General features: G+C 73.0%; 18 protein-coding genes. 7 read left to right on the top strand and 11 right to left on the bottom strand.

The annotated features are described in order from the left end of the window. Positions 1-27: 27 nt before the first annotated feature. From AB0J76_RS21530 to AB0J76_RS21495, 8 genes are all read right to left on the bottom strand, one after another. Positions 28-1611, bottom strand: a complete 1584-nt coding sequence (locus AB0J76_RS21530) for a helix-turn-helix domain-containing protein (RefSeq protein ID WP_364390226.1) — start codon at positions 1609-1611, stop codon at positions 28-30. 29 nt (positions 1612-1640) lie between these two features. Then, a complete protein-coding gene (locus AB0J76_RS21525; RefSeq protein WP_364390224.1) occupies positions 1641-2495 on the bottom strand; it encodes a serine hydrolase in 855 nt (284 codons plus the stop codon). Continuing rightward, the gene (locus AB0J76_RS21520; RefSeq protein WP_352323280.1) at positions 2488-3807 is read right to left on the bottom strand and encodes a serine hydrolase domain-containing protein; all 1320 of its coding nucleotides are present in this window, start codon (positions 3805-3807) and stop codon (positions 2488-2490) included. Before AB0J76_RS21520 ends, AB0J76_RS21525 begins: the two co-directional genes overlap by 8 nt. A gap of 9 nt (positions 3808-3816) precedes the next feature. Then, a complete protein-coding gene (locus AB0J76_RS21515; protein WP_352323281.1) occupies positions 3817-5130 on the bottom strand; it encodes a serine hydrolase domain-containing protein in 1314 nt (437 codons plus the stop codon). Continuing rightward, positions 5094-6941 carry a S9 family peptidase gene (locus tag AB0J76_RS21510; RefSeq protein WP_352323282.1) on the bottom strand — a complete coding sequence of 616 codons (1848 nt, stop codon included), beginning with the start codon at positions 6939-6941 and terminating at the stop codon, positions 5094-5096. Before AB0J76_RS21510 ends, AB0J76_RS21515 begins: the two co-directional genes overlap by 37 nt. Before the next feature lie 101 nt (positions 6942-7042). Continuing rightward, positions 7043-7549: a pyridoxamine 5'-phosphate oxidase family protein gene (locus AB0J76_RS21505; RefSeq protein ID WP_352323283.1), complete on the bottom strand. Its 507-nt coding sequence runs from the start codon at positions 7547-7549 to the stop codon at positions 7043-7045. A 115-nt stretch (positions 7550-7664) separates the two neighbouring features. Next, complete coding sequence (rox, locus tag AB0J76_RS21500) at positions 7665-9122, bottom strand: rifampin monooxygenase (RefSeq protein WP_352323284.1); 1458 nt, start codon at positions 9120-9122, stop codon at positions 7665-7667. Between the two features lie 182 nt (positions 9123-9304). After that, entirely contained in the window at positions 9305-10312 is a 1008-nt protein-coding gene (locus AB0J76_RS21495) for a WYL domain-containing protein (RefSeq protein ID WP_352323285.1), read from the bottom strand. Positions 10313-10415: 103 nt separating this feature from the next. Between AB0J76_RS21495 and AB0J76_RS21490 the strand changes: the two genes are divergently transcribed. Further along, entirely contained in the window at positions 10416-10811 is a 396-nt protein-coding gene (locus AB0J76_RS21490; RefSeq protein ID WP_352323311.1) for a RidA family protein, read from the top strand. Positions 10812-11006: 195 nt separating this feature from the next. Here the strand turns inward: AB0J76_RS21490 and AB0J76_RS21485 are convergent, their stop codons facing one another. Beyond that, the gene (locus tag AB0J76_RS21485) at positions 11007-11606 is read right to left on the bottom strand and encodes a CGNR zinc finger domain-containing protein (protein WP_352323286.1); all 600 of its coding nucleotides are present in this window, start codon (positions 11604-11606) and stop codon (positions 11007-11009) included. 86 nt (positions 11607-11692) lie between these two features. On the opposite strand from AB0J76_RS21485, the gene AB0J76_RS21480 reads away from it, so the two are divergent. Next, complete coding sequence (locus tag AB0J76_RS21480) at positions 11693-12481, top strand: MBL fold metallo-hydrolase (RefSeq protein WP_352323287.1); 789 nt, start codon at positions 11693-11695, stop codon at positions 12479-12481. Between the two features lie 59 nt (positions 12482-12540). Further along, complete coding sequence (locus tag AB0J76_RS21475) at positions 12541-13809, top strand: MFS transporter (RefSeq protein ID WP_352323288.1); 1269 nt, start codon at positions 12541-12543, stop codon at positions 13807-13809. Positions 13810-13813: 4 nt separating this feature from the next. Here the strand turns inward: AB0J76_RS21475 and AB0J76_RS21470 are convergent, their stop codons facing one another. Continuing rightward, positions 13814-15307, bottom strand: coding sequence for an FAD-dependent monooxygenase (locus tag AB0J76_RS21470; RefSeq protein ID WP_352323312.1), 1494 nt, complete (start codon positions 15305-15307; stop codon positions 13814-13816). Between the two features lie 112 nt (positions 15308-15419). Beyond that, positions 15420-16001 carry a TetR family transcriptional regulator gene (locus tag AB0J76_RS21465; protein ID WP_352323289.1) on the bottom strand — a complete coding sequence of 194 codons (582 nt, stop codon included), beginning with the start codon at positions 15999-16001 and terminating at the stop codon, positions 15420-15422. 115 nt (positions 16002-16116) lie between these two features. Between AB0J76_RS21465 and AB0J76_RS21460 the strand changes: the two genes are divergently transcribed. The 4 genes from AB0J76_RS21460 to AB0J76_RS21445 all read left to right on the top strand — a co-directional run bounded on the left by AB0J76_RS21460 (position 16117) and on the right by AB0J76_RS21445 (position 19458). Beyond that, a complete protein-coding gene (locus AB0J76_RS21460) occupies positions 16117-17091 on the top strand; it encodes a VOC family protein (protein ID WP_352323290.1) in 975 nt (324 codons plus the stop codon). Between the two features lie 198 nt (positions 17092-17289). Beyond that, complete coding sequence (locus tag AB0J76_RS21455) at positions 17290-17961, top strand: hypothetical protein (RefSeq protein ID WP_352323291.1); 672 nt, start codon at positions 17290-17292, stop codon at positions 17959-17961. Between the two features lie 89 nt (positions 17962-18050). Continuing rightward, positions 18051-18563: an N-acetyltransferase gene (locus tag AB0J76_RS21450; RefSeq protein ID WP_352323292.1), complete on the top strand. Its 513-nt coding sequence runs from the start codon at positions 18051-18053 to the stop codon at positions 18561-18563. Positions 18564-18714: 151 nt separating this feature from the next. Further along, entirely contained in the window at positions 18715-19458 is a 744-nt protein-coding gene (locus AB0J76_RS21445; RefSeq protein ID WP_352323293.1) for a glucose 1-dehydrogenase, read from the top strand. Positions 19459-19515 lie beyond the last annotated feature (57 nt).

The raw sequence follows: 19515 nt of genomic DNA, 5'->3' as shown, positions 1-19515 counted from the left end.
TTCACAAAAAGCGCGGACGACCTCGTGCTAGCGTCCGAAGATCCGCATCTGCAACATCACGGTGAGTCGCGCGTCGGGGTCGGACAGGTCGAGCCCGCTGATCTCGGTGAGCCGTTTGAGCCGGTAGCGGAAGGTGTTGGCGTGCACGTGGACCTGCGCGCAGGCGGCGTTGACGTCGCCGAACGCGTCGAGGTAGGCCCGCAGGGTGGCCACCAGCTCGCTGCCGTGCTCGGCGTCGTGCGCCAGCAGCCGCTCGTACGGGCCGGTGGGCACCTGCTCCTCGGCGGCGACCACGTCGGAGACCTGGAGCAGCAGCGACTCGAAGTGCACGGCCGTGTAGCCGGCGACCTGGCCGGCCTGGCCGCGGGCGCGCAGCACGCGCAGCGCCCGGTCGGCGTCGGCGCGGGCGCGCGCCACCTGGGAGAGGTTGGCGGCCAGCCGGCCGACCCCGATGTTGGCCGCGTGCCGCGGCCCGACCCTGGACAGGAAGGACTCCGCGACGCGCACGGCCCGCGTCTCCTCGTCGCCGCCCGAGCTCAGCGGCAGGACGGCGTAGGCGACCGAGCCGATCATCGCGGCGGCGGCCTTGGGATGGATGGCGCCGACGTGCAGCGCCAGGGCGTCGCAGAACCGTTGCCGGTCGCTCTCGGCGCGCGCCGGGTCGGCCGCGTCGCCATCGGCGAGCTGGGCGGCGAGCACGCACAGGCGCTCGGTCGCGATGCCGAGCCGGCCCGCGGCGTCGGCCGCGTCGGAACCGCCGGCCAGGACCGTGGACAGCAGGTCGGCGCGCAGCCGCCGCTGGGTGTCGGCGCCGGCGCGCTCGCGCAGCAGCTGCAGCGCGACGATCTTGGCCGCGTCGGCCAGGGCGCGCTCGCGCTGCGGGGTGAGCGGCTCGCGCACGGCGACCCAGATGGAGCCGAGGATCTCGTCCCCGATCCGGACGGCCACGGCCGCCCGGTTGATGCTGTCGCCGTCGAGCTCGATGTAGATCGGGTCGCGGCTCTGGTAGAGCTTCTTGAAGAAGCCGCGCTCGTCGAGCATGCGCTGGAAACGCTCGGGCACCTGACGACCGAGCACGGTCTCGACCCGGCCGGGGTCGGCTTCGTCCTGCCGGCCGGAGAAGGCCAGGACGCGGGTCGACCTGTCCTCGATGGTGACGGGCGCGTCGAGCAGCGCGCAGACGGCGTTGGCCAGCGCGAACAGATCGCCCTGCGGCCCCTTCTCCGGCATGGCCAGGTCGCCCTCGGCCAGCAGGGACCGCAGCAGCGCGGCGACCTGCGACCAGGACGCGGCCCTGGTCAGCCCGAGCACGGCGACGCCCGTCTCCAGGACCTTGCTGCGCACCTGCTCGTCGACGTCGACCGGCAGCTTGACGACGATGCCGCTGGCCTCGCGGGCGGCGTCGAGCAGGCCGCAGATGGCGGTGGCGCCCTGCACGCCGACGGCCAGCAGCAGCCCGCCCGGCGGCACGTAGAGCTCGTCGAGCGGGTCGTAGATGTGCACCCCGGTGACCTCGGTGTCGAGGTCACCGGGCGAGGCTGCCACGTCGAGGACCGTGCTGCCGAGATCGAACAGGATCCGCTCAAGGCTGGCACGCGGACGGCTGTTCATCCGCTCACGATAGTCGACGTAGACCGTCATCAGCCGCGCAGGTGCTCGACGGCGAGACGGGCGGCCTCGCCGATGGCGGCGTCCGCGGCCGGAATGCGGAAGGCCAGGTTGTCGCCGTGCAGGAACACCGCGACGGCGTACCGGCCGCCGTCGGGGTACTCCACGACGCCCGCCTCGTTGCGCACGCCCCACAGGGTGCCGGTCTTGGCCGACACCCGCACCTCGTCCGGGAAGCCCGAGGAGAGGCGGTGCGGCCAGATCTGCCTGCTCATGATGTCGCGGACCTCCGCGCACGCCTCGGCGGGGCCCGCCTGGTCGCGCCAGACGAGACCGAGCAACGTGGTGATCTCGCGGGGCGTGCCCGCGGTGGTCCGTTCCGGATCGCGTACGGCCAGCGCCCTGATCCGCTCCTCGGGGATGCCGGCCACGTCGATGGTGCCCAGCTCCTCGACCACGGACTCGAACAGCGTCGCGCAGCCGCCGATCAGCCGGGTGCGCCCGAGCCCGAGCTCGGCCAGCGTGGCGTTGACGCGGTCGAGGCCCACCCGGCGCAGCAGCACGTCGGTGGCCGCGTTGTCGCTCATCGACATCATGAAGTGGGCCAGGTCGCGCAGCGTCAGCGACACGTCGTCGGCGCAGCCCGAGGTGCCGACGCCGCCGTCCTTGTCCGCCGCGGTGACGGTGAGCCGTTCGGTGCGGTCCACCTCGCCCGCCGCGGCCTGCCGGGCGTACTCCAGCAGGATCGGCAGCTTGAACACCGAGGCCAGGACGACCGGGGCGTCCGGGTCGAGGCCGATCTCGGCCTCGCCGTCCAGGTCGCGGGCGTGCACGAAGCCGCGCACGCCCGCCGCCGCGAAGACCTTCCGCGCGTCCTGCTCAAACACGCGGGACCGCCCGGCCGTTGTGCAGGTGCGTGGCGACGCCGTCCCGCAGGACGAACGTGACGGTGTCGTGCCTGCCCTCCTCGGGCTGCTCGGCGATGAAGGTGTCCTCGGCGAGGTGGACGTACCTGGCGGTGCTGCCCTGCTCGCCCATGCTGGCCATGAACGCGCCGGGGATCAGGGTGACCTCGACGCCGTCGGCCGCCGGGGAGACCTCGTAGGCCAGCTGCGGCCCCTCGTACCGGCCGACGTACGGCGCGGGGTCCACGGCGCGCGGCTGCTCCGGCGGCGCGGGCAGGTCGGGGGCCGCCAGCCCGCCCTCCCTGAGCAGCGGCAGCAGCAGGTCGTTCATGACGCCGATGAAGTTGCCGCCGTTCATGCTCATCGCGATCGCGTACGAGCCGTCGTCGGCCACCCGCCAGAACGTGCTCTGGCCCGGGGTCCCGCCGTCGTGGCCGTAGGCGCCCCAGGTGAACAGCTCGAAGCCGAGCCCCCAGTTGGCGGCCATCAGGCCGGGCACGCCCGGCACCGCGACCTGCGGGGTGCGCATCGCGGCGACGCTCTCCGCCGACAGCACCCGGGTGCCGTCCTCGGCCAGGCCGTCCGCGGCGAACATGCGGCCGAAGCGCACCAGCTCGCGCGGGGCCAGGCACATGGTGGCCCCGGCGGGCGCGTTGGAGCGGGGCATCTGCCACTGGGGATAGACGTCGTTGCCCGGCCCGATGTGCCCGGCCGCCGCGCGGAACAGCACGGCCTCCTCGGCCAGCAGGGCCGCGTGGGTGGCGCCGAGCGGCTTCACCAGGTGGTCCCGCATGGCCTGTTCCCAGGTCGTGCCGCGCAGCCTGGCCACGATGGCGCCGAGCACGCAGTAGCCGGCGTTGCAGTACGAGAACAGCTCGCCCGGCTCGTGCACCTTGCCCGCGCCGTGCAGGTAGGCCACGAACTTCTCGAGGCTGTCGTCGCCGCGCCCGGTGTCCTCGAACAGGTCGCCGTCGAAGCCGCCGGTGTGCGTCAGCAGCTGCCGGACGCTGATCACGGCATCGTAGGACAGGGCGAACTCGGGCAGGTACGCCCCGATCTCCTCGTCCAGGTCGAGCAGGCCCTCCTCGGCCAGCTGCATGATCAGCGCGGCCGTCCACACCTTGGTGGTGGAGCCGACCTGGAAGACGCTGTCGGGGGTGGTCTCCACGCCGGTGTCCCGGTTGACGACGCCCGTGGCGGCCTCGTGCAGCTGTCCGCCGCTCCACACCGCGATGGCGGCGCCGGGCACGTCGTGGGCCCTGGCCGCTTCGTCGAGGCGTTTCTGCAGATCCATGCGGTCTCCTCAGGCGATCTTGGGGGTGGCGCGGACGCCGAGGTGGAAGTAGGGCGAGCCGTCGTCGAGCTGGTAGAACACGCCCGAGACCCAGTCGGGGTCGCCCTCGCGGCGGCCGACGAAGGTGACGTCGTCGACGGCGACGAGGTCGAGGTCGAACGGCTCCTGCAGGGCGGCGAGCGCGCCCGTCGACTCCACGCGCAGCCTGAGCGCGCCGTCGTGCACGCTCGCGGTCATGCGCGCGCCGACCCGCTCGTAGACGCCGGCGTAACGCTCGACGTCCACCTGCACGGGGGTCTCCGGCGGGCCCAGCACGGGCGGCACGGCCAGGCCGTCGAGCTCGGCGAACAGCTCGGTGGCCACGGCGTGGGTGAGGGCGCCGCTGTGGCCGCCGTTGGTGGTCACGCACACGACGGTGCCGGTGTCGGGCACGACCCAGAGCATGGCGTGCTGGCCGATGGTGTTGCCGCCGTGCGAGATGACGCGGTGGCCGGACCACTCGTCGAGGATCCAGCCGATGCCCCACTGCCTGCCCAGGGTGTGCGGGTTGGGGATGTCGACCTGCGGCTCCCACATCGCCCGCGGGTCGTCCAGCAGGCCGCCCTCCAGGTGGGCGCGGCCGAAGGCGACCACGTCACGCGGACGGGCGCAGATGAGGCCGGCCGGGCCGCACGAGCGCATGAGGCCCCACACCGGGGCCGCCTTGCCGTCCTCGACGTGGCCGTGCGCGGCGCGGAAGCGCAGCACGTCCTCCGGGAGCGTCCAGGTGTGGGTCAGGCCGAGCGGCTCGCAGATGTTCTCGCGCAGCACCTCGTCCCAGGTCTTGCCCTCCAGCACCTCCAGGATGCGCCCGGCGATGACGAAGCCGGAGTTGCAGTAGGACTGGGTGGCGCCGAGCGGGTGGTTCTGCGCCAGGTCGGCGCAGGCCTCGACGTACTTCTCGATGCAGTCGTCGCCGCGGCCGGTGTCGAGGAACAGGTCGCCGTCGATGCCGCTGGTGTGCGACAGCAGGTGCCGGACCGTGACGGTCTTGGTCACCTCGGCGTCGGCGACCCGGAAGCCGGGCAGCAGCTCGGCGACCGGGGTGTCCAGGGTCAGCCGGCCGCGCTCGACCTGCTGCATGAGCAGGGTGGCCGTCCAGACCTTGGAGACCGAGCCGATCTGGAACAGGGAGTCGGGGGTCGCCTCCACGCCGGTGTCGACGTTGAGCACGCCCGCGGCGAACTCGTGCAGCTCCCCGTTGTGCAGGTAGGCGAGCGCCGCGCCCGGGACCTCGTACTTCTCGATCAGTTCGGCGAGACGCTGACCCATTGATCCAGCCACGCGAGGATCCTTTCGTTGTAGTCGAAACGGTGTGAAGGGCGTCCGTTGAGGATGAACAGGTGTGAACCACCGGGATACCGGACCAGGCGGACCGGCACCCGGCGCTCGCGCAGCGCCTCGAACCACTGCTCGGCCTGGCCGATCGGGCAGCGGTCGTCCGACCCGCCGTGCAGGATCAGCGTCGGGGTGACGACGTCGCCGGCGTAGGTGATCGGCGACTGCTCGACGAACTCGTCCCTGACCTCGTGCTTGGCCAGGAAGTAGCCGAGGTCGGCGGTGCCGGCCATGCTGCGCAGGTCGACCACGACCCCGCCGGGGACGGCCGCGGCGAACCGCCCGGTCCTGCCGGTGAGCCAGCAGGTCATGTAGCCGCCGTAGCTGTAGCCGGTGACCGCCAGCCGGGCGGGGTCGGCGACGCCCTCCTCGACCAGGACGTCGAGCGGGGTGAGGAAGTCGTCCTCGTCCGCCAGGCCCCAGGCGCCGAGCCCGGCGTTGTAGAACGCCTCGCCGTACCCGTCGCTGGCCCGCGGGTTCACCAGCAGGACGGTCCAGCCCTGCGCGGCGAGCGCCTGGTGGTAGAGGTGCACGCCGTCGAAGACGGGCGCCCAGGCGTTGTGCGGGCCGCCGTGGATGTCCAGCAGCAGCGGGCCCGGCTCGGTCAGCGTCTCGTCGCGCAGCACGAACGCCTCGACCGGCGTGCCGTCGGGGGCGGTGAAGGTGCGGCTGCGCGCCTGGAACAGCTCGACGCCCTCGGGGGCGTGGTCGGTGAGGGCCGCGCCGTCGAGGTAGACGTCACCGGCGCTGCGCGGCGTGGAGGCGACGTAGGCCACCCGTCCGGCCGCGACGCTGACGCCGGCCACGTTCCGGTCTTCGTCCACGATCCGCTCGGCGACGCCGCCGGGCGCCAGCCGGTACAGGTGGGTGAACCCGCGGTCGCGGACGCAGAACAGCAGGTCGTCGCCGTTCATCGCGGGCGTCGCCCCCGGGTAGCCGGGCGCGCCGATCATCACGTTGCGGTCGAGGCCGGTCTCGATCTCGGCGAAGTCGTCCCCTTCGAGGGCGAACAGGCGGGTGTGGCCCTCGGGCACGCCGCGGTAACCGGCCACGATCCAGCGGCCGCCCAGCCACCAGACGCCCATGCAGATCACGCCGTCGCCGCCCGCGCGTTCGAGCGCGCCGTCCTGCTTGGGCTCGACCAGGTAGAGGCCGCCGCAGATGTCCAGGTCGCGGTCGGGGTCCAGGCCGGCGGTGAAGGCCAGCAGGCCGCCGTCCGGGGACCAGGCGGGCGCGCCGGCGTGGAAGTCGCCCGAGGTCACCTGCACGGAGGCGCCGTCCTCGACGTCCACGACGAACAGGTGCGTGGTCAGGCCGCACAGCAGCCCGGCGCCGTCGGCCTTGTACTCCAGCGTGTCGATGACGATCGGCGCGTTCGGGTCCACCTCGCCGGACGGCCCGGCGTAGGCGATGCGGGTGCCGTCGGGCGACCAGACGGGCACGCCGGCGCCCAGCGGCGCGGAGGTGAGGACACGCGGCTCGCCGCCGTCCATGGGCAGCAGGTGGATCTGCGGCGGCCCGCCGGCCGGGCGCAGGAAGGCGAGGGTGCGGCCGTCGGGCGACCAGCGGGGGGCCGCGCCGGTCGCCAGCCTTCGCGGGGCGGCGCCCGGGGTGGCCAGCCAGATCTCGGTCACGTTGGCGTCGGACTCGCGGTCCGCGGTCGTCAGGGTGTAGGCGACGGCGGAGCCGTCCGGACGCAGCTGTGGGTCACCGGGTACGGCCAGGCCGTACAGGTCGTCGAGGGAGAGGCGGCGCATGACCGAACGCTAGGCCAGGCCGCCGCAGTCCTCTTCATCGTGGACGACGAATAGCGTCTGAGACCTTGTGCCCGGGGCCAAAGCGCCCCCGGGCCGCCCGCCTACCGCGTCGTGGCCTTCTCGCGCTCGGCCCGCTCCCTGATCAGCTCCTCGACCGCGCTGGGCAGGGTCGTCTCGAAGTCGATCAATTTCACCCACGTCGGGGTGACGACGATGCGGACCATGCCGTCGTAGAGCGAGCGGACCTCGGCCTCCCACTCGACCCGCTGCTCGGCCGTCATCTCGTACGAGCCGTTCATCTGGAGGAACTCCTCCGGGATGCCGTCCACGACGTCCAGTTCGGCCCGGCCGCGGATCAGCAGGATCTTGGGCGGGTGCACCTCGGTGTCGATCGTCAGGGCGACCGTCGGGTTCTGGCGCAGGGCCGGGAGCTTGGGTGCGTTCTTCGTGGTGCACATGACGATCTGCGAGCCGTTCCAGGTGAAGGAGATGGGGATGTTCCGCGGCGTGCCGTCCTTGGCCACGTACGCCAGCCGGGTCAGGTCGCGGGCCAGCAGCTCCCGGCTGATCGGCCGGTCCAGGATCTCGGTGATCTCGTGCGGTCGCATGGTCGTCCCTTCAGGGTCGTCTTCGTGTTCCGGCCCTGGGACGGAGCCGCCTGAGGGTTCTCGACATCCGCCGCCGAACAATTTTCGGCGGCGGACCTGGTTCGTGGCGGGGACGTCAGCCGGCGGGCGTGCCGAACCAGCGGGACAGGTGCCCGTCCAGATCCCGCTGGTCGTCGCCGACCCAGGCGACGTGGCCGTCCGGACGCAGCAGCACGCACGGGACGTCGAGGGCCGCACCGGGATCCGCGAGGTGGTCCACCCGGTCCGACCAGCCGCTGGGGGTCAGGCGTTCCGTGCGGTCCAGCAGCAGGCCGCGGCCGCGGCGCAGCAGATCGTAGAGGCGGCCCTGTTTCACGTCGATGTCGCGCAGGCGGCGGCCGAGCAGGTCGGGGCCCTCGCCGAAGTCGTAGCGGACGCCGATCGCGGTGATCTTCTCGATCAGGTGCCGGTTCACCTCGTCGAAGTCCATCAGCTCGGTGAGCAGCCTGCGCACGGCCCGCGGGCCCGGTCCGGCGGACAGCAGTTCCGTCTGGGCGCGGGTGTTGTCCAGCACGTCCGCCGCGACCGGCCGGCGTTCGGCCTGGTAGGTGTCCAGGAGCGGCTCCGGCGCCCAGCCGCGGATCTGCGCGGCCAGTTTCCAGCCGAGGTTGACGGCGTCCTGAACGCCCAGGTTCAGACCCTGTCCGCCGATGGGCGGGTGGATGTGCGCCGCGTCGCCGGCCAGCAGCACCCGCCCGGCCCGGTACCGCTCGGCCAGCCGGGTGGCGTCCCCGAAGCGGGACAACCAGCGCGGGGAGTGCACGCCGAAGTCGCTTCCTGCGACGGCGCGCAGCTGTCGCCTGAACTCGTCGAGGGTGGGCGGCTCCGCGCGGTCGCCGGCCTCGGCCGCGGGCACGACGACGCTGTAGATCCCCTGGCCGAAGGGCCGCACCCAGAACGGCTGGGGCCTCTCGCGCAGCCCGGCGATCGTGGCGGCGATCTCCTCCTGCGGTACGCCCGCCTCCATCTCGCCCATCAGCGTCCCGGTCCGCGAGGGTTCGCCGGGGAAGCCGACGCCGAGCAGTTTGCGCACCGTGCTGCGCGCCCCGTCGCAGCCGACGAGGTAGCGGGCACGCACCCGTTCCCCGTCGGCCAGTTCGACGGTCACGCCCTCGTCGTCCTGGTCGAGGCCGGTCACCGCCTGACCGTGCCGGACGTGCGCGCCCAGTTCGAGCGCGTGCTCTTCGAGCAGCCGCTCGATGACCGGCTGCGGGATGCCCACCATGTAGGCGTGCGCGGAATCCAGGCCCTTGGGCGCGGGCTTGTCGATGGCGGCGAAGAAACCGGCGGCCGGACGCCGCCGGCCGTGCCGGAGCACGCGCTCCAGCAGGCCGCGCATCGCCATCAGTTCGAGGCTGCGAATATGCAGGCCGACGATGCGGACGAACGACTTGGGCTCGGTCTCCTTCTCCAGGACGAGGACCCGTACGTCGTGCAGCCGCAGTTCGGCGGCGAGCATCGCGCCGGTCGGCCCGCATCCGGCGATGACCACGTCGTAGGCGAGGGGCGCTGCGGTGGGCTGCGGAGAATGCATGGTTGGTGCCTTTCGGGAGTGCCTGCTGGCGTGGCGCTCCCGGCGACACCTGTCTCAGTCGCCGACCGTGACCCCCAGGGGGAGCACCCATGTCGTCGTTGTGTCCACGGGTACCACCTCCTCGGTCTCTCGCACGGCCACCGGCAAACTAGCAGTGGCCGCGGCAGGCCGCCAACGGGTTTTCACGCGGGCTCCTCGCGGCGGGCGGCCGGCTCCGCGGCGGGGTCCTGGTAGCGGGCGGCGAGCGTGGTCGCGCGGGCGTGCAGGGAGTCGCGCAACCACTGCGGGGACAGGGCCTCGGCGTCCGTGCCGAGCTGCCACAACGCCCAGACGGCGTGCCTGTCGTCCTGGAAGGTCACCTCCAGCCGCAGCAGGCCGTCGGGGCCGGCCTCCTCGGCGAGGACGGCCAGCGCGGTGCCCAGCAGCTCCTCCCGCCGCCTCGGGGCCATCCGTACCGTCACGGTGACCTGGTCGCCGCCGGTGCGGAACCGGGTGCTGCGCTCCTGCCAGGCCCGGTCCAGGTCGACCCGGTCGGGCCGCTGCGCGGGTTCGGGGAGCGCCCTGGCGGCCTGGACGCGCGACAGCCGGTAGGTGCGGTCGGCCCCCGACCTCGTGGCCAGCAGGTAGCCCCGGTCGCGGATGGTGACCAGGCCGATCGGGTCGACCGTCCGCCACTCGGGCGTTCCGCCGAAGGGCGCGTAGTGGATCTCCAGCTTGCGTCCGGCGAAGACCGCGCGCAGGACCTCGGCCGCCACGGCGTCGGGAACCTCCTCGGCGGCCAGCCGGCGGGACAGCAGGTCGGTCTCGGGGTCGATGAGCAGCCGCTCGGCCGCGCCGGCCGCGGTGTCCCGGTAGCTGTCGGGGAGCGCGTCGACCACCTTGAGCATCGCCGAGGCGAGCGCCGAGCCGAGGCCGAACGCCTGCGCGCCGCGCCGCGACCCGGCGACCAGCAGGGCGAGCGCCTCGTCGGGGTTGAGGCCGGTGAGCTCGGTCCGGAAGCCGGGCAACAACGCGAAGCCGCCGTGCCGGCCGCGTTCGGCATAGACCGGGACGCCCGCCGCGGACAGCGCCTCGATGTCGCGCAGCACCGTGCGGGTGGACACCTCCAGCTCGCGGGCGAGGGTGGTCGCGGACAGCCGTCCGTGTTGCCGCAGCAGCAGCACCAGGGAGACCAGCCGGTCGGCACGCATGCGAAAACCCTATCGAGATACACGACACAGGATGTCGTGATTCGTTGGGAGGCTGATCACCATGACGTCGAAGAACCTGACATCGAACGGAGCCGGCATGACACTGCAACGAACGGCGATCAACCCGGTCACCTGGTCGGTCGAGATGGGATTCAACCAGGGCGAGCTGGTCTCCGGGCAGACCCGCACCCTGTACTGCTCCGGGCAGACCGCGATGGGCGACGACGGCACGCCCCGGCATGACGGTGACATGGCGGCGCAGCTGGCGCTGAGCCTGGACAACCTGGACGCCGTCCTCGGCAAGGCCGGCATGTCGTTGGCGGACCTCGTCCGGCTCAACGTCTACACCACGGACGTGGACCTGCTCTTCCAGCACTACGGCGTGCTGGCGGCGCGGCTGGGGGCCGCCGGGGCGGCGCCCGCCACCACGATGCTCGGCGTGACCCGGCTGGCGATCCCCACCTTGATGGTCGAGCTGGAGGGCACCGCGGTCGCCTGACGCGACCGCGCCGCGCTCCGCCGCCCCCGCCACCCCGCCACAATCGGCAGCGGGGATGGCGTCGGGGTCGTTCAGCGGGCGCCGGGCTGGTAGGCGCATGTGCTCCTTGCTTCTCACTGGTTTCGCCCAAGAGATGCCGGAGACCCGCGTCCTGTGACAGATGAGGACGTGACGTGCGCCACACCCGCTGGCCGGTCAGCCAGGCGTGGGCTGGGTGCGCCGGGCGTAGGCGCGGGCGGCGCGGGCGCGGTCGCCGCACCGCGTGGAGCACCAGTGGCGGCGGCCGTGCCGCAGCAGGTAGCGGTTGCAGGGCGGAGATCCGCAGCTGGTGAGGCGTTCGGCGTCGGGGCCGGTGAGCAGGTCGGCGGTGTTGGCGGCCAGGGTCGCGAGGGCGCGGTCGAGGATCTCGTTGGTGGGGCACGGCGTCGCGCGGTAGGGGCCGTTCTTCTCGTCCCAGTACAGCAGGGCGGCGGTGGGGGCCTTGCTCAGCGCGTCGTTGACGGCGGACAGGGCGGTGGGCAGGACGGGCAGCCCCGCGACCCGCGCGCTGAACAACGCCCTGACGTGCTCACGCAGCGAGCGCAGCTGCGTCGCGCACATCTCCTGCACCCCGGCGTCGGCCGGCGCGAGGCCGCGTTCGGCGAGCCACCGATTCGTCGCCGCGGGCGTGCCGAGGAGGTCGACGAACTGCCCGCCGGGCAGCGCGATGGCGCTGTTGACGAAGTCGAGGGCGAGGTAGTCCTCCGCCCCCGGCGCGGGCGGCAGCACGGACTCGGCGGTCGGCGTCTCGCTCATGTGTCTCATGGTACGGCTTGCGCTCGTCCGTGAGACGCCGTTACCGTCATCACGGATAAACCACTTCCCATCCGTGAGGTATTCGCATGGCCAGTTCCGGCGCGCCCATCGAGCAGATCCCCGTCCGCGTCCTGGGCGGTCCCACCGCCCTCTTCGAGTACGGCGGCCTGCGCTTCCTGACCGACCCGACCTTCGACCCGCCCGGCGACTACCACGTGCCGGGCGGCCGGCTGACCAAGACGGCTCCCCCGTCCGCCACGCCCGCCGACCTCGGCCGCATCGACGTGGTCCTGCTCTCCCACGACGAGCACCCCGACAACCTGGACCATGCGGGCCGCGCGCTGCTGGCCGACGTCCCGCTCACGCTCACCACCCCCGGCGGCGGCCAACGCCTGGGCGGCGGGGCCAGGGGTCTGGCCGACTGGGAGTCGATCGAGCTGGACCGCCGCGACGGCGGCACGATCACCGTCACCGGCGTGCCCGCCGTGCACGGCCCCGGCCCGCGCGAGGAGGTCGAACCGATCACCGGCCAGGTCGTCGGGTTCGTCCTGACCGGGGAGGGCCTGCCCACGGTCTACGTCAGCGGCGACAACGCCTCCCTGGACGCGGTCCGGGAGATCGCCGACCGGTTCGGCCCGGTGGACACCGCCGTGCTCTTCGCCGGCGGGCCCCGGTTCTCCGTCCTGTTCGATGGGCGGCTGATCGTGCTCGACAGCGCGCAGGCCGTGGCGGCGGCCGGGATCCTCGGCGCCCGCCGGGTGGTGCCCGTGCACTACGACAGCTGGGCCCACTTCACCGAGGGCCGCGACGACCTGGTGGCCGCCTTCGCCGCCGGCGGCCTGCTCGACCGCCTCGACCTGGGCGACCGACCCTGACCACGCCCGCGGGCCCTGGCCACGCCGCCGATGCGACCCCTCTTCGAAAGAACTCACTCGTGACGACCAACGTGCCCGTCCGGGCAGACCACGTCCCGCGCGTCGAGGCGCAGCGCCGCTCCCTGACCGTCCTGGTCATCGCCCAGGTGCTCAGCGGGCTCGGGCTGGCGGCCGGCGTGACCGTCGGCGCGCTGCTCGCCCAGGACATGCTCGGCTCCACCGGCCTGGCCGGGCTGCCCAGTGCCGTGGGCACCGCCGGGTCAGCCCTGGCGGCCGTCGCCGTCGGGCGCCTCTCCCAGGCCCGCGGCCGCCGCCCCGGCCTGGCCCTGGGATATCTCGCCGGGGCCGTCGGCAGCGGCGGCGTCATCGTCGCCGCCGTCGCCGGCCACCCCGTCCTGCTGTTCCTCTCACTCTTCCTGTACGGCGCCGGCACCGCCACGAACCTCCAGGCCCGCTACGCCGGGGCCGACCTGGCCGCCCCCGCGCGCAGGGCGGGCGCGGTGTCCACCGTGCTGGTCGCCACCACCCTGGGCGGCGTGGCAGGGCCCAACCTCGCCGCGCCCACCGGCGGCCTCGCGGCCGTCCTCGGCATCCCGTACCTGGCCGGGCCGTTCCTGCTCGCCGGCGCCGCCTACGCCCTGGCCGCCCTCGTCCTGGCCGTCTGGCTGCGCCCCGACCCGCTGCTGCTGGCCCGCGCCCTCGAAGCCGACCCCACCGCCGACCCCACCGGCGCGCCGGACGACGCCGCGGGACGGCCGCGTGCGGACGCCGCGAGGCGCCGCCCCGGCGTGCCGGCCGGGGTGCTGGTCATGGTGCTCACCCAGGCCGTCATGGTCGCGATCATGACCATGACGCCGGTCCACATGCACGACAGCGGCTCCGGCGCCGCCGCGTCCGGCCTGGTCATCGCCATCCACATCGGCGCGATGTACCTGCCCTCGCCGCTGACCGGCCGGCTCGTCGACCGCCACGGCCCGCTCGCGGTCGCCGCCGCCTCCGGGCTGGTCCTGCTGGCCGCCGGAGCGCTCGCCGCCCTCGCCCCCGACGACTCCGTCGCCGCGTACGCGGCGGCCCTCGCGCTGCTGGGGCTGGGCTGGAACCTCGGTCTCGTCACCGGCACCGCGATCATCACCGACGCCGTCCCGCCGGCCACCCGCGCCAGGACGCAGGGCTGGGTCGACGTCTCCATCGCGATCGCCGGCGCCGCCGGCGGCATGGCCTCGGGCCTCGTCGTCGAGGTCGCCGGATACCCACTCCTCGCCGTCGGCGGCGGCGTTCTCGCGCTGGCCATCGTGCCGGTGGCCGTCAGGGCCGCGCGCGACCGATGATCGTTCAGGGACGTGCACCGGCGGCGGGAGCGCCCGCCCAGCGCGTCAGGGCGTCGGTGAGGCCCGAGACGTCGGTGACGGAACCGGCCCAGGAGACGTAGCCGTCGGGCCGTACCAGGACGGCGTCCGCCCCGAGCTCCGCCTTCCCGTGCACCCGGCCGATCCTGGCCGACCACGGCCCGGCGGCCCGGGCGAACGCCGCCTCGTCGGCGGTCGTCAGCAGCAGGCCGCGGCCGTCGCGCAGCAGCTCAGCCACCCGGCCGGGCCCGGACGACGTCACCAGGTCGAGGTCGGGGACGCGGCGTCCCAGCAGGTGGTGGTTCCGGCCGGGCAGGTCGTAGCGGATGTCCAGCCCCGAGATCATGCCGGCGACGATCCGGTTGGCCTCGGGCACCCGTACGAGTTGCTCCACGATGTCCCGCAGGGCCAGGTTCTCCTCCTCGGGCACGATCAGCACGGCCTGCGCCCGGGTGTTGGCCAGGACGCGCGCGGCGACCGGATGCCGTTCGGCGTGGTAGGTGTCGAGCAGCCCCTCGTGCGCCCACCCGCCGATCTCGGCCGCCAGCTTCCATCCCAGGTTGAACGCGTCCTGCAGCCCGAGGTTGAGCCCCTGCCCGCCCATGGGCGAGTGGATGTGCGCGGCGTCCCCGGCGAGCAGGATCCGGCCGTGGCGGTACCGTTCGACCTGGCGCGAGGCGTCGGTGAACCGGGACGCCCACCGCACGCCCGTCAGCCGCACCCCCGGGCCGAACTCGTTGCGCAGCGCCCGCTGCACCTCCTCCTCGGTGATCGGGGTGTCGCGGGACAGCGCCTGCTGCTCGGCCCCGTAGAACAGGAACCGGTGCACGCCATCGCCGATGGGCGCGATGTAGCCCTTGCCGGTCTTGTCGGGCGTCATGACGGGCAGGGTCCAGGTCTCCGGCACGGCGCCGTCCGGGTCGGAGATCGTGATGTCGGCGACCACCGAGAGCAGCTTGCCGTCCAGGCCGGGAAAGCCGACGCCCAGCAGCTCGCGGACGGTGCTGCGGCCGCCGTCGCAGCCCACCAGGTAACGCGCCGTGAGCCGTGACTCGCCGCCCGCCGGGCCGAGCAGGGTCGCCTCGACCTTCTCGGCGTCCTGCGACAGCGCGGTCACCTCGTGCCCGCGCAGGACCCGGACGCCCAGCTCGCCGAGCCGCTCCTCCAGCAGCGCCTCGACGCGCCCTTGGGGGATGCCGATCGAGTACGGATGCCGGGTGTCCCAGGCAGTGTAATCCAGTCGAAGCCCGGCGAAATGCCCGCCGGGCACCCGCTGGATCGCCCGGTCCATGAGGGGTTCGAGGAGGCCGCGTAACTCCAGCGCCTCCGCGGAGCGTGGCTGGATCCCGAGCGCCTTGGACTGCCCGCTGCGCCGGGGAAGCCGTTCGACGACCACGGCCGCCACCCCCGCCAGGCCCAGCTCTGCGGCGAGCATGAGCCCGGTCGGCCCGGCTCCGACGACGATCACATCGACGTTCATCACGGATGCTCCGTTCGACAGGGATCGGCGATGAGGCCGCCGACCACTGCGCAGACGGTAACGGCGAGGGTGCCGGTTCCCGCAACGATAGTCACCCGCGCCGCTGACCGGGCTACGTGCGGTTCAGGCCGGCTTCCAGGCGTGCCAGTGCCGTGTCGATCTCGGCCGGGCCGTCCAGGCCGGGATCGTGGGCCCACTGCATCCAGACCATGGCCACGATCCCGAAGACCGCGCCGACCGTGTCGCGTACGCGCGGGTCGTCAGGAGCACAGCCGGCCTTGTCCGCCACGAGCCGGCGCACCTCCGCGATCAAGCCGGGGCTCCTGCGCAGGTTGGCGGCCAGCAGTTCAGGCACGGTGACCGCGAACACCTCCCGGGCGCGCCCGGCGGCGATCTCCTCCGGCGACAGGGCGGCGAAGGCGGCGCGGAACGCGCCCCGCAGCAGGGGGACGGGGGCGCCTGGCGGCTGAGCGGCCAGCGCCTCGGTGAGCGGCGGGAAGCGGTCGAGGACGACCAGATGCTCCTTGGTCGGGAAGTAGCGGAAGAAGGTGGCCGGAGAGACCTCAGCGGCCTCGGCGATCATCTCGGTGGTGGTGGCGTGGTAGCCGTGCTCACGAAAGAGCCTGAACGCCTCGCGCAGGATCGTCTCCCGTGTCCTGGCCTTCTTGCGTTCGCGCAACCCGCCCTCTCCCATGCGGGACACTCTACCGAAGCAATAATGAGAGCTCACTATCTAAAGATAGTATACTCTCAAAAGCTCTGACCGGGGCGAACGCACCCCGGCCCCGCACGCCTGGAGGCTCTTCACCATGGGCGACGACATCACCGGCCTGCACCACGTGGGCCACATCGTGGACGACATGACCCGGGCCATGAACACCTACCGCCGACTCGGTTTCACCGTCGCCGCACCCACCTACCCCCTGCTGCCGCGGGTCGCCGGAGGAGCCGCCGAGCCGTTCGGCGTGGCCAACGCGCACGTGCAGTTCCCGCGCAACTTCATCGAGCTGGTGACCGTGATCGACGACGCCGGCCGCCTGCCCGGCGAGGCCCGGCCGATCCCGCTGCGCGTGCCCGACGACAGGCTGCCCGGACTGCTGGCCGCCATCGACGCCACCACCGCCAACATCGCGTCGTTCCTGCAGCGGTTCCAGGGCCTGCACATCATGATCGCCGACACGCCGGACATCGACGTCATCGCTGCGGGGCTGACCGCGGCCGGCGTCGACCATGCCGGCGTGCACGCCGTGCAGCGCCCCGTCGAGACCCGCACCGGCACCACGATGGAACCGGTCCGGTACCTGGAGATCTCCGCACCCGGCCTGCCCGCCGGGCGCGTGCCGGAAGGCAGGATCGGATTCGCCGAGAACGCGCCGGCCCGACCGGGCGGCGTCCAGCCGCACGCCGTCCACCCCAACGGCGCCACCGGGCTGGTCGAATGTGTGCTGTGCGTCGCCGACGAGGCGCTCCCGGCGCTGACGCGGCGTTATGCCACCTACTTCGGGCAGGCGCGCGACGGTCGGCCGCACGTCTTCGATCGGGCAGGCGTCACCGTCGTCACCGCCTCGACGCTCGGCGACCTGCTGCCTGGTGAGCAGCCTGCGGCCCTGCCCGCGTTCGTCGCCTGCACGGTGTCGGTGCGTGACCTCACCGCCACGCGGCAGCTTCTGCGCGACAACGACGTCCAGGTACGCGTGACCGGCCGTCAGGAGATCTTCGTGCCCGCCGAGGCCGCGTCGGGCACCGCGATCATCTTCCGCCAGGAGGTCCGGCCGAGATGCTAGGCTGCCGTTCGTTCGGTACTGGATCTGTGTGGAAGGGAGGTGAGGTTCGATGACCGCGGTGAAGACCGCTGCCCCGTGCAGCGCCCGGACCGACCTCACGTCCCGGGCCCCGGTCTGACCCACTTCCGCTCCCTGCCGTGAACCAGGCGGGGTGACGTCCACGTCTCGTCGGGGCCCCTTCTCCGCAAGGGTCTCACGTTGTCACACACGTACACCGATCCATCCGGCCTGTCCCGGTACGGGTGGACCGGCGCACTCGACCGAACCTTCACCGAACACTACGAAGCGGGCCTCGTCCCGGCTCGGATCTCCCGGGTCGACCGCGGCCTGTGCACGGCGGTCACCGCCGCGGGACCGACGCGGGCCACGTTCGCCGCGCCGCATCCGCCCGACCCGCTCCTGACGCCGTGCACCGGCGACTGGGCCGCGCTGCGCCCCGGCGCCGAGCCGCACCTGGTGGCGCTGCTGCCGCGGCACAGCGCGATCGTGCGTTCGTCGGCGTCCAGGTCCTCCCATGGACAGGTGCTCGCCGCCGGGGTCCTCATCGACACGCCGGGCCTGCGCGGGATCAGCCTGCACGACGCCGCCGACGGCCTGGAGCAGGTCTTCGCCGAGATCGAAGAGCTCGCCGCGTGCTGCCGTTTCGCCGACTGCGCCCACGACACCGAGCCGGGATGCGCGGTTCAGGCCGCCATCGCGTCGGGCGAGCTGTCCGGACGCCGCCTGAGCAGCTACCGGAAGCTGCAACGGGAGAACGCCTGGGCGGCCTCGCGGACCGATGCCCGGCTGCGCGACGAGCGCGTCAACCATCAGAAGGCCATCACCGGTCACCTGCGCGCCACCTACCGGTTCCGGGACCGGCAGTCATGACGGGCCGCATCCCCCGTCCGTCCATTCCGTCCACCACGAACACCGGCCAGGTCCCGCATCCGCAGAAGGACAAGGAGACGAACCCGATCATGACCTCTTCCTGGATCACCCGCCCCGAGAACGCCGCCGACGCCGCCGCCGTCCGCGAGATCAACCTCGCGGCCTTCCCCGGCCCGCACGAGGCCGACCTCGTCGAGGCGCTGCGGGCCGACCCGCAGGCGTGGCTGCCCGGCCTGGCCTGGCTGGCCGAGGCTCCCGGCGGCGAGCTCGCCGGATACGCGCTGCTCACCCGCTGCCATGTCGGCGACTCCCCCGCTCTCGCCTTGGGCCCGTGCGCCGTCCGGCCCGGACACCAGCGGCAGGGGGCGGGTTCCGCCGCCATCCGCGCCGCCCTGCGCGCGGCCCGTGAGCAGGGCGAGAACCTGGTGGTGGTGCTCGGTCACGCCGAGTACTACCCGCGTTTCGGCTTCACCCCGGCCTCCGGGTTCGGCATCCGGCCGTCGTTCGAGGTCGAGGACAAGTACATGATGGCGCTCGCCCTCGATCCCGAGCGGCCGGTCCCGAACGGCGTCATCCGCTACGCGGCGGCGTTCGGCGTCTGACACGCGGCCGTACGGCCCTCAGCACGGCTGGGGGCCGTACGGCCGGGCACGCCGAAAATTTCTCCGGCGCGGACGTCGAGACCGGCGATCCTGCTCCGACCCCGCTGTGACCGGCTCCCATCAGGGGAGCCGCCGACGGCGAGGAGTCGACATGGGGACACTGGAGAACAAGAACGCACTGGTCACCGGCGGATCGCGGGGCATCGGGCGGGCGATCGTGCTGCGGCTGGCCCGCGAGGGCGCGGCGGTGCTGTTCACCTACGTCCGCGACCAGGCGGCGGCCGAGGCGGTGGTGGCCGAGGTGACGGCCTTCGGCGGTCGGGCGATCGCCGTACGGGCGGACCAGGGGCGCCTGGAAGACCTCAAGCACCTCTTCGGTGAGGTCGACCGGTGCCTGGGCGGTCTGGACGTGGTGGTCAACAACGCGGCGATCAATCCGATGGGAGACATCCGCGACGCCGTCGAGAGCGACTTCGACGAAGTGATGGCGGTCAACGCCAAGGGCCCGTTCTTCGTCATGCAGGCCGCCGCCGAACGGCTCGGCGAGGGCGGACGGATCGTCAACATCTCCTCCAGCGGCGCGGTGCCGGGCCTGGCCCTGTACTTCGCCAGCAAGGCCGCGCTGGAGTCGATCACCGCGGTCGCCGCCCGCGAGTTCGGTCCCAGGGGCATCACGGTCAACAGCGTCTCCCCCGGCGCCACCGACACGGACATGATGCGCGCCGCCGCCGGTGAGCACCTGGAGCAGGCCATCGAGCACACCGTGGCCCTGACGCCGCTGCAACGACTCGGACGTCCGGAGGACATCGCCAACGTCGTCGCCTTCCTGGCCGGGCCCGACGCCCAATGGATCACCGGCCAGAACCTGCGGGTCTCCGGCGGCCTGGCGATCTGACCGGCGAGCCGCCGCGATCTCGTGTATCGCGGGCGTATCGAAAAACGCATACATCCC

The organism is Nonomuraea sp. NPDC049624, assembly GCF_040675255.1.
Lineage (GTDB): Bacteria > Actinomycetota > Actinomycetes > Streptosporangiales > Streptosporangiaceae > Nonomuraea.
This window is presented reverse-complemented; position numbering and strand designations above follow the sequence as displayed.

Bases quoted from the DNA above. Each gene is read 5' to 3' on its own strand.
- AB0J76_RS21520 (WP_352323280.1), bottom strand. From the start codon at position 3,807: ATGGATCTGCAGAAACGCCTCGACGAAGCGGCCAGGGCCCACGACGTG.
- AB0J76_RS21460 (WP_352323290.1), top strand. From the start codon at position 16,117: ATGGGCGACGACATCACCGGCCTGCACCACGTGGGCCACATCGTGGAC.
- AB0J76_RS21510 (WP_352323282.1), bottom strand. From the start codon at position 6,941: ATGCGCCGCCTCTCCCTCGACGACCTGTACGGCCTGGCCGTACCCGGT.
- AB0J76_RS21505 (WP_352323283.1), bottom strand. From the start codon at position 7,549: ATGCGACCGCACGAGATCACCGAGATCCTGGACCGGCCGATCAGCCGG.
- AB0J76_RS21465 (WP_352323289.1), bottom strand. From the start codon at position 16,001: ATGGGAGAGGGCGGGTTGCGCGAACGCAAGAAGGCCAGGACACGGGAG.
- AB0J76_RS21450 (WP_352323292.1), top strand. From the start codon at position 18,051: ATGACCTCTTCCTGGATCACCCGCCCCGAGAACGCCGCCGACGCCGCC.
- rox (WP_352323284.1), bottom strand. From the start codon at position 9,122: ATGCATTCTCCGCAGCCCACCGCAGCGCCCCTCGCCTACGACGTGGTC.
- AB0J76_RS21530 (WP_364390226.1), bottom strand. From the start codon at position 1,611: ATGAACAGCCGTCCGCGTGCCAGCCTTGAGCGGATCCTGTTCGATCTC.
- AB0J76_RS21480 (WP_352323287.1), top strand. From the start codon at position 11,693: ATGGCCAGTTCCGGCGCGCCCATCGAGCAGATCCCCGTCCGCGTCCTG.
- AB0J76_RS21495 (WP_352323285.1), bottom strand. From the start codon at position 10,312: ATGCGTGCCGACCGGCTGGTCTCCCTGGTGCTGCTGCTGCGGCAACAC.
- AB0J76_RS21470 (WP_352323312.1), bottom strand. From the start codon at position 15,307: ATGAACGTCGATGTGATCGTCGTCGGAGCCGGGCCGACCGGGCTCATG.
- AB0J76_RS21445 (WP_352323293.1), top strand. From the start codon at position 18,715: ATGGGGACACTGGAGAACAAGAACGCACTGGTCACCGGCGGATCGCGG.
- AB0J76_RS21485 (WP_352323286.1), bottom strand. From the start codon at position 11,606: ATGAGCGAGACGCCGACCGCCGAGTCCGTGCTGCCGCCCGCGCCGGGG.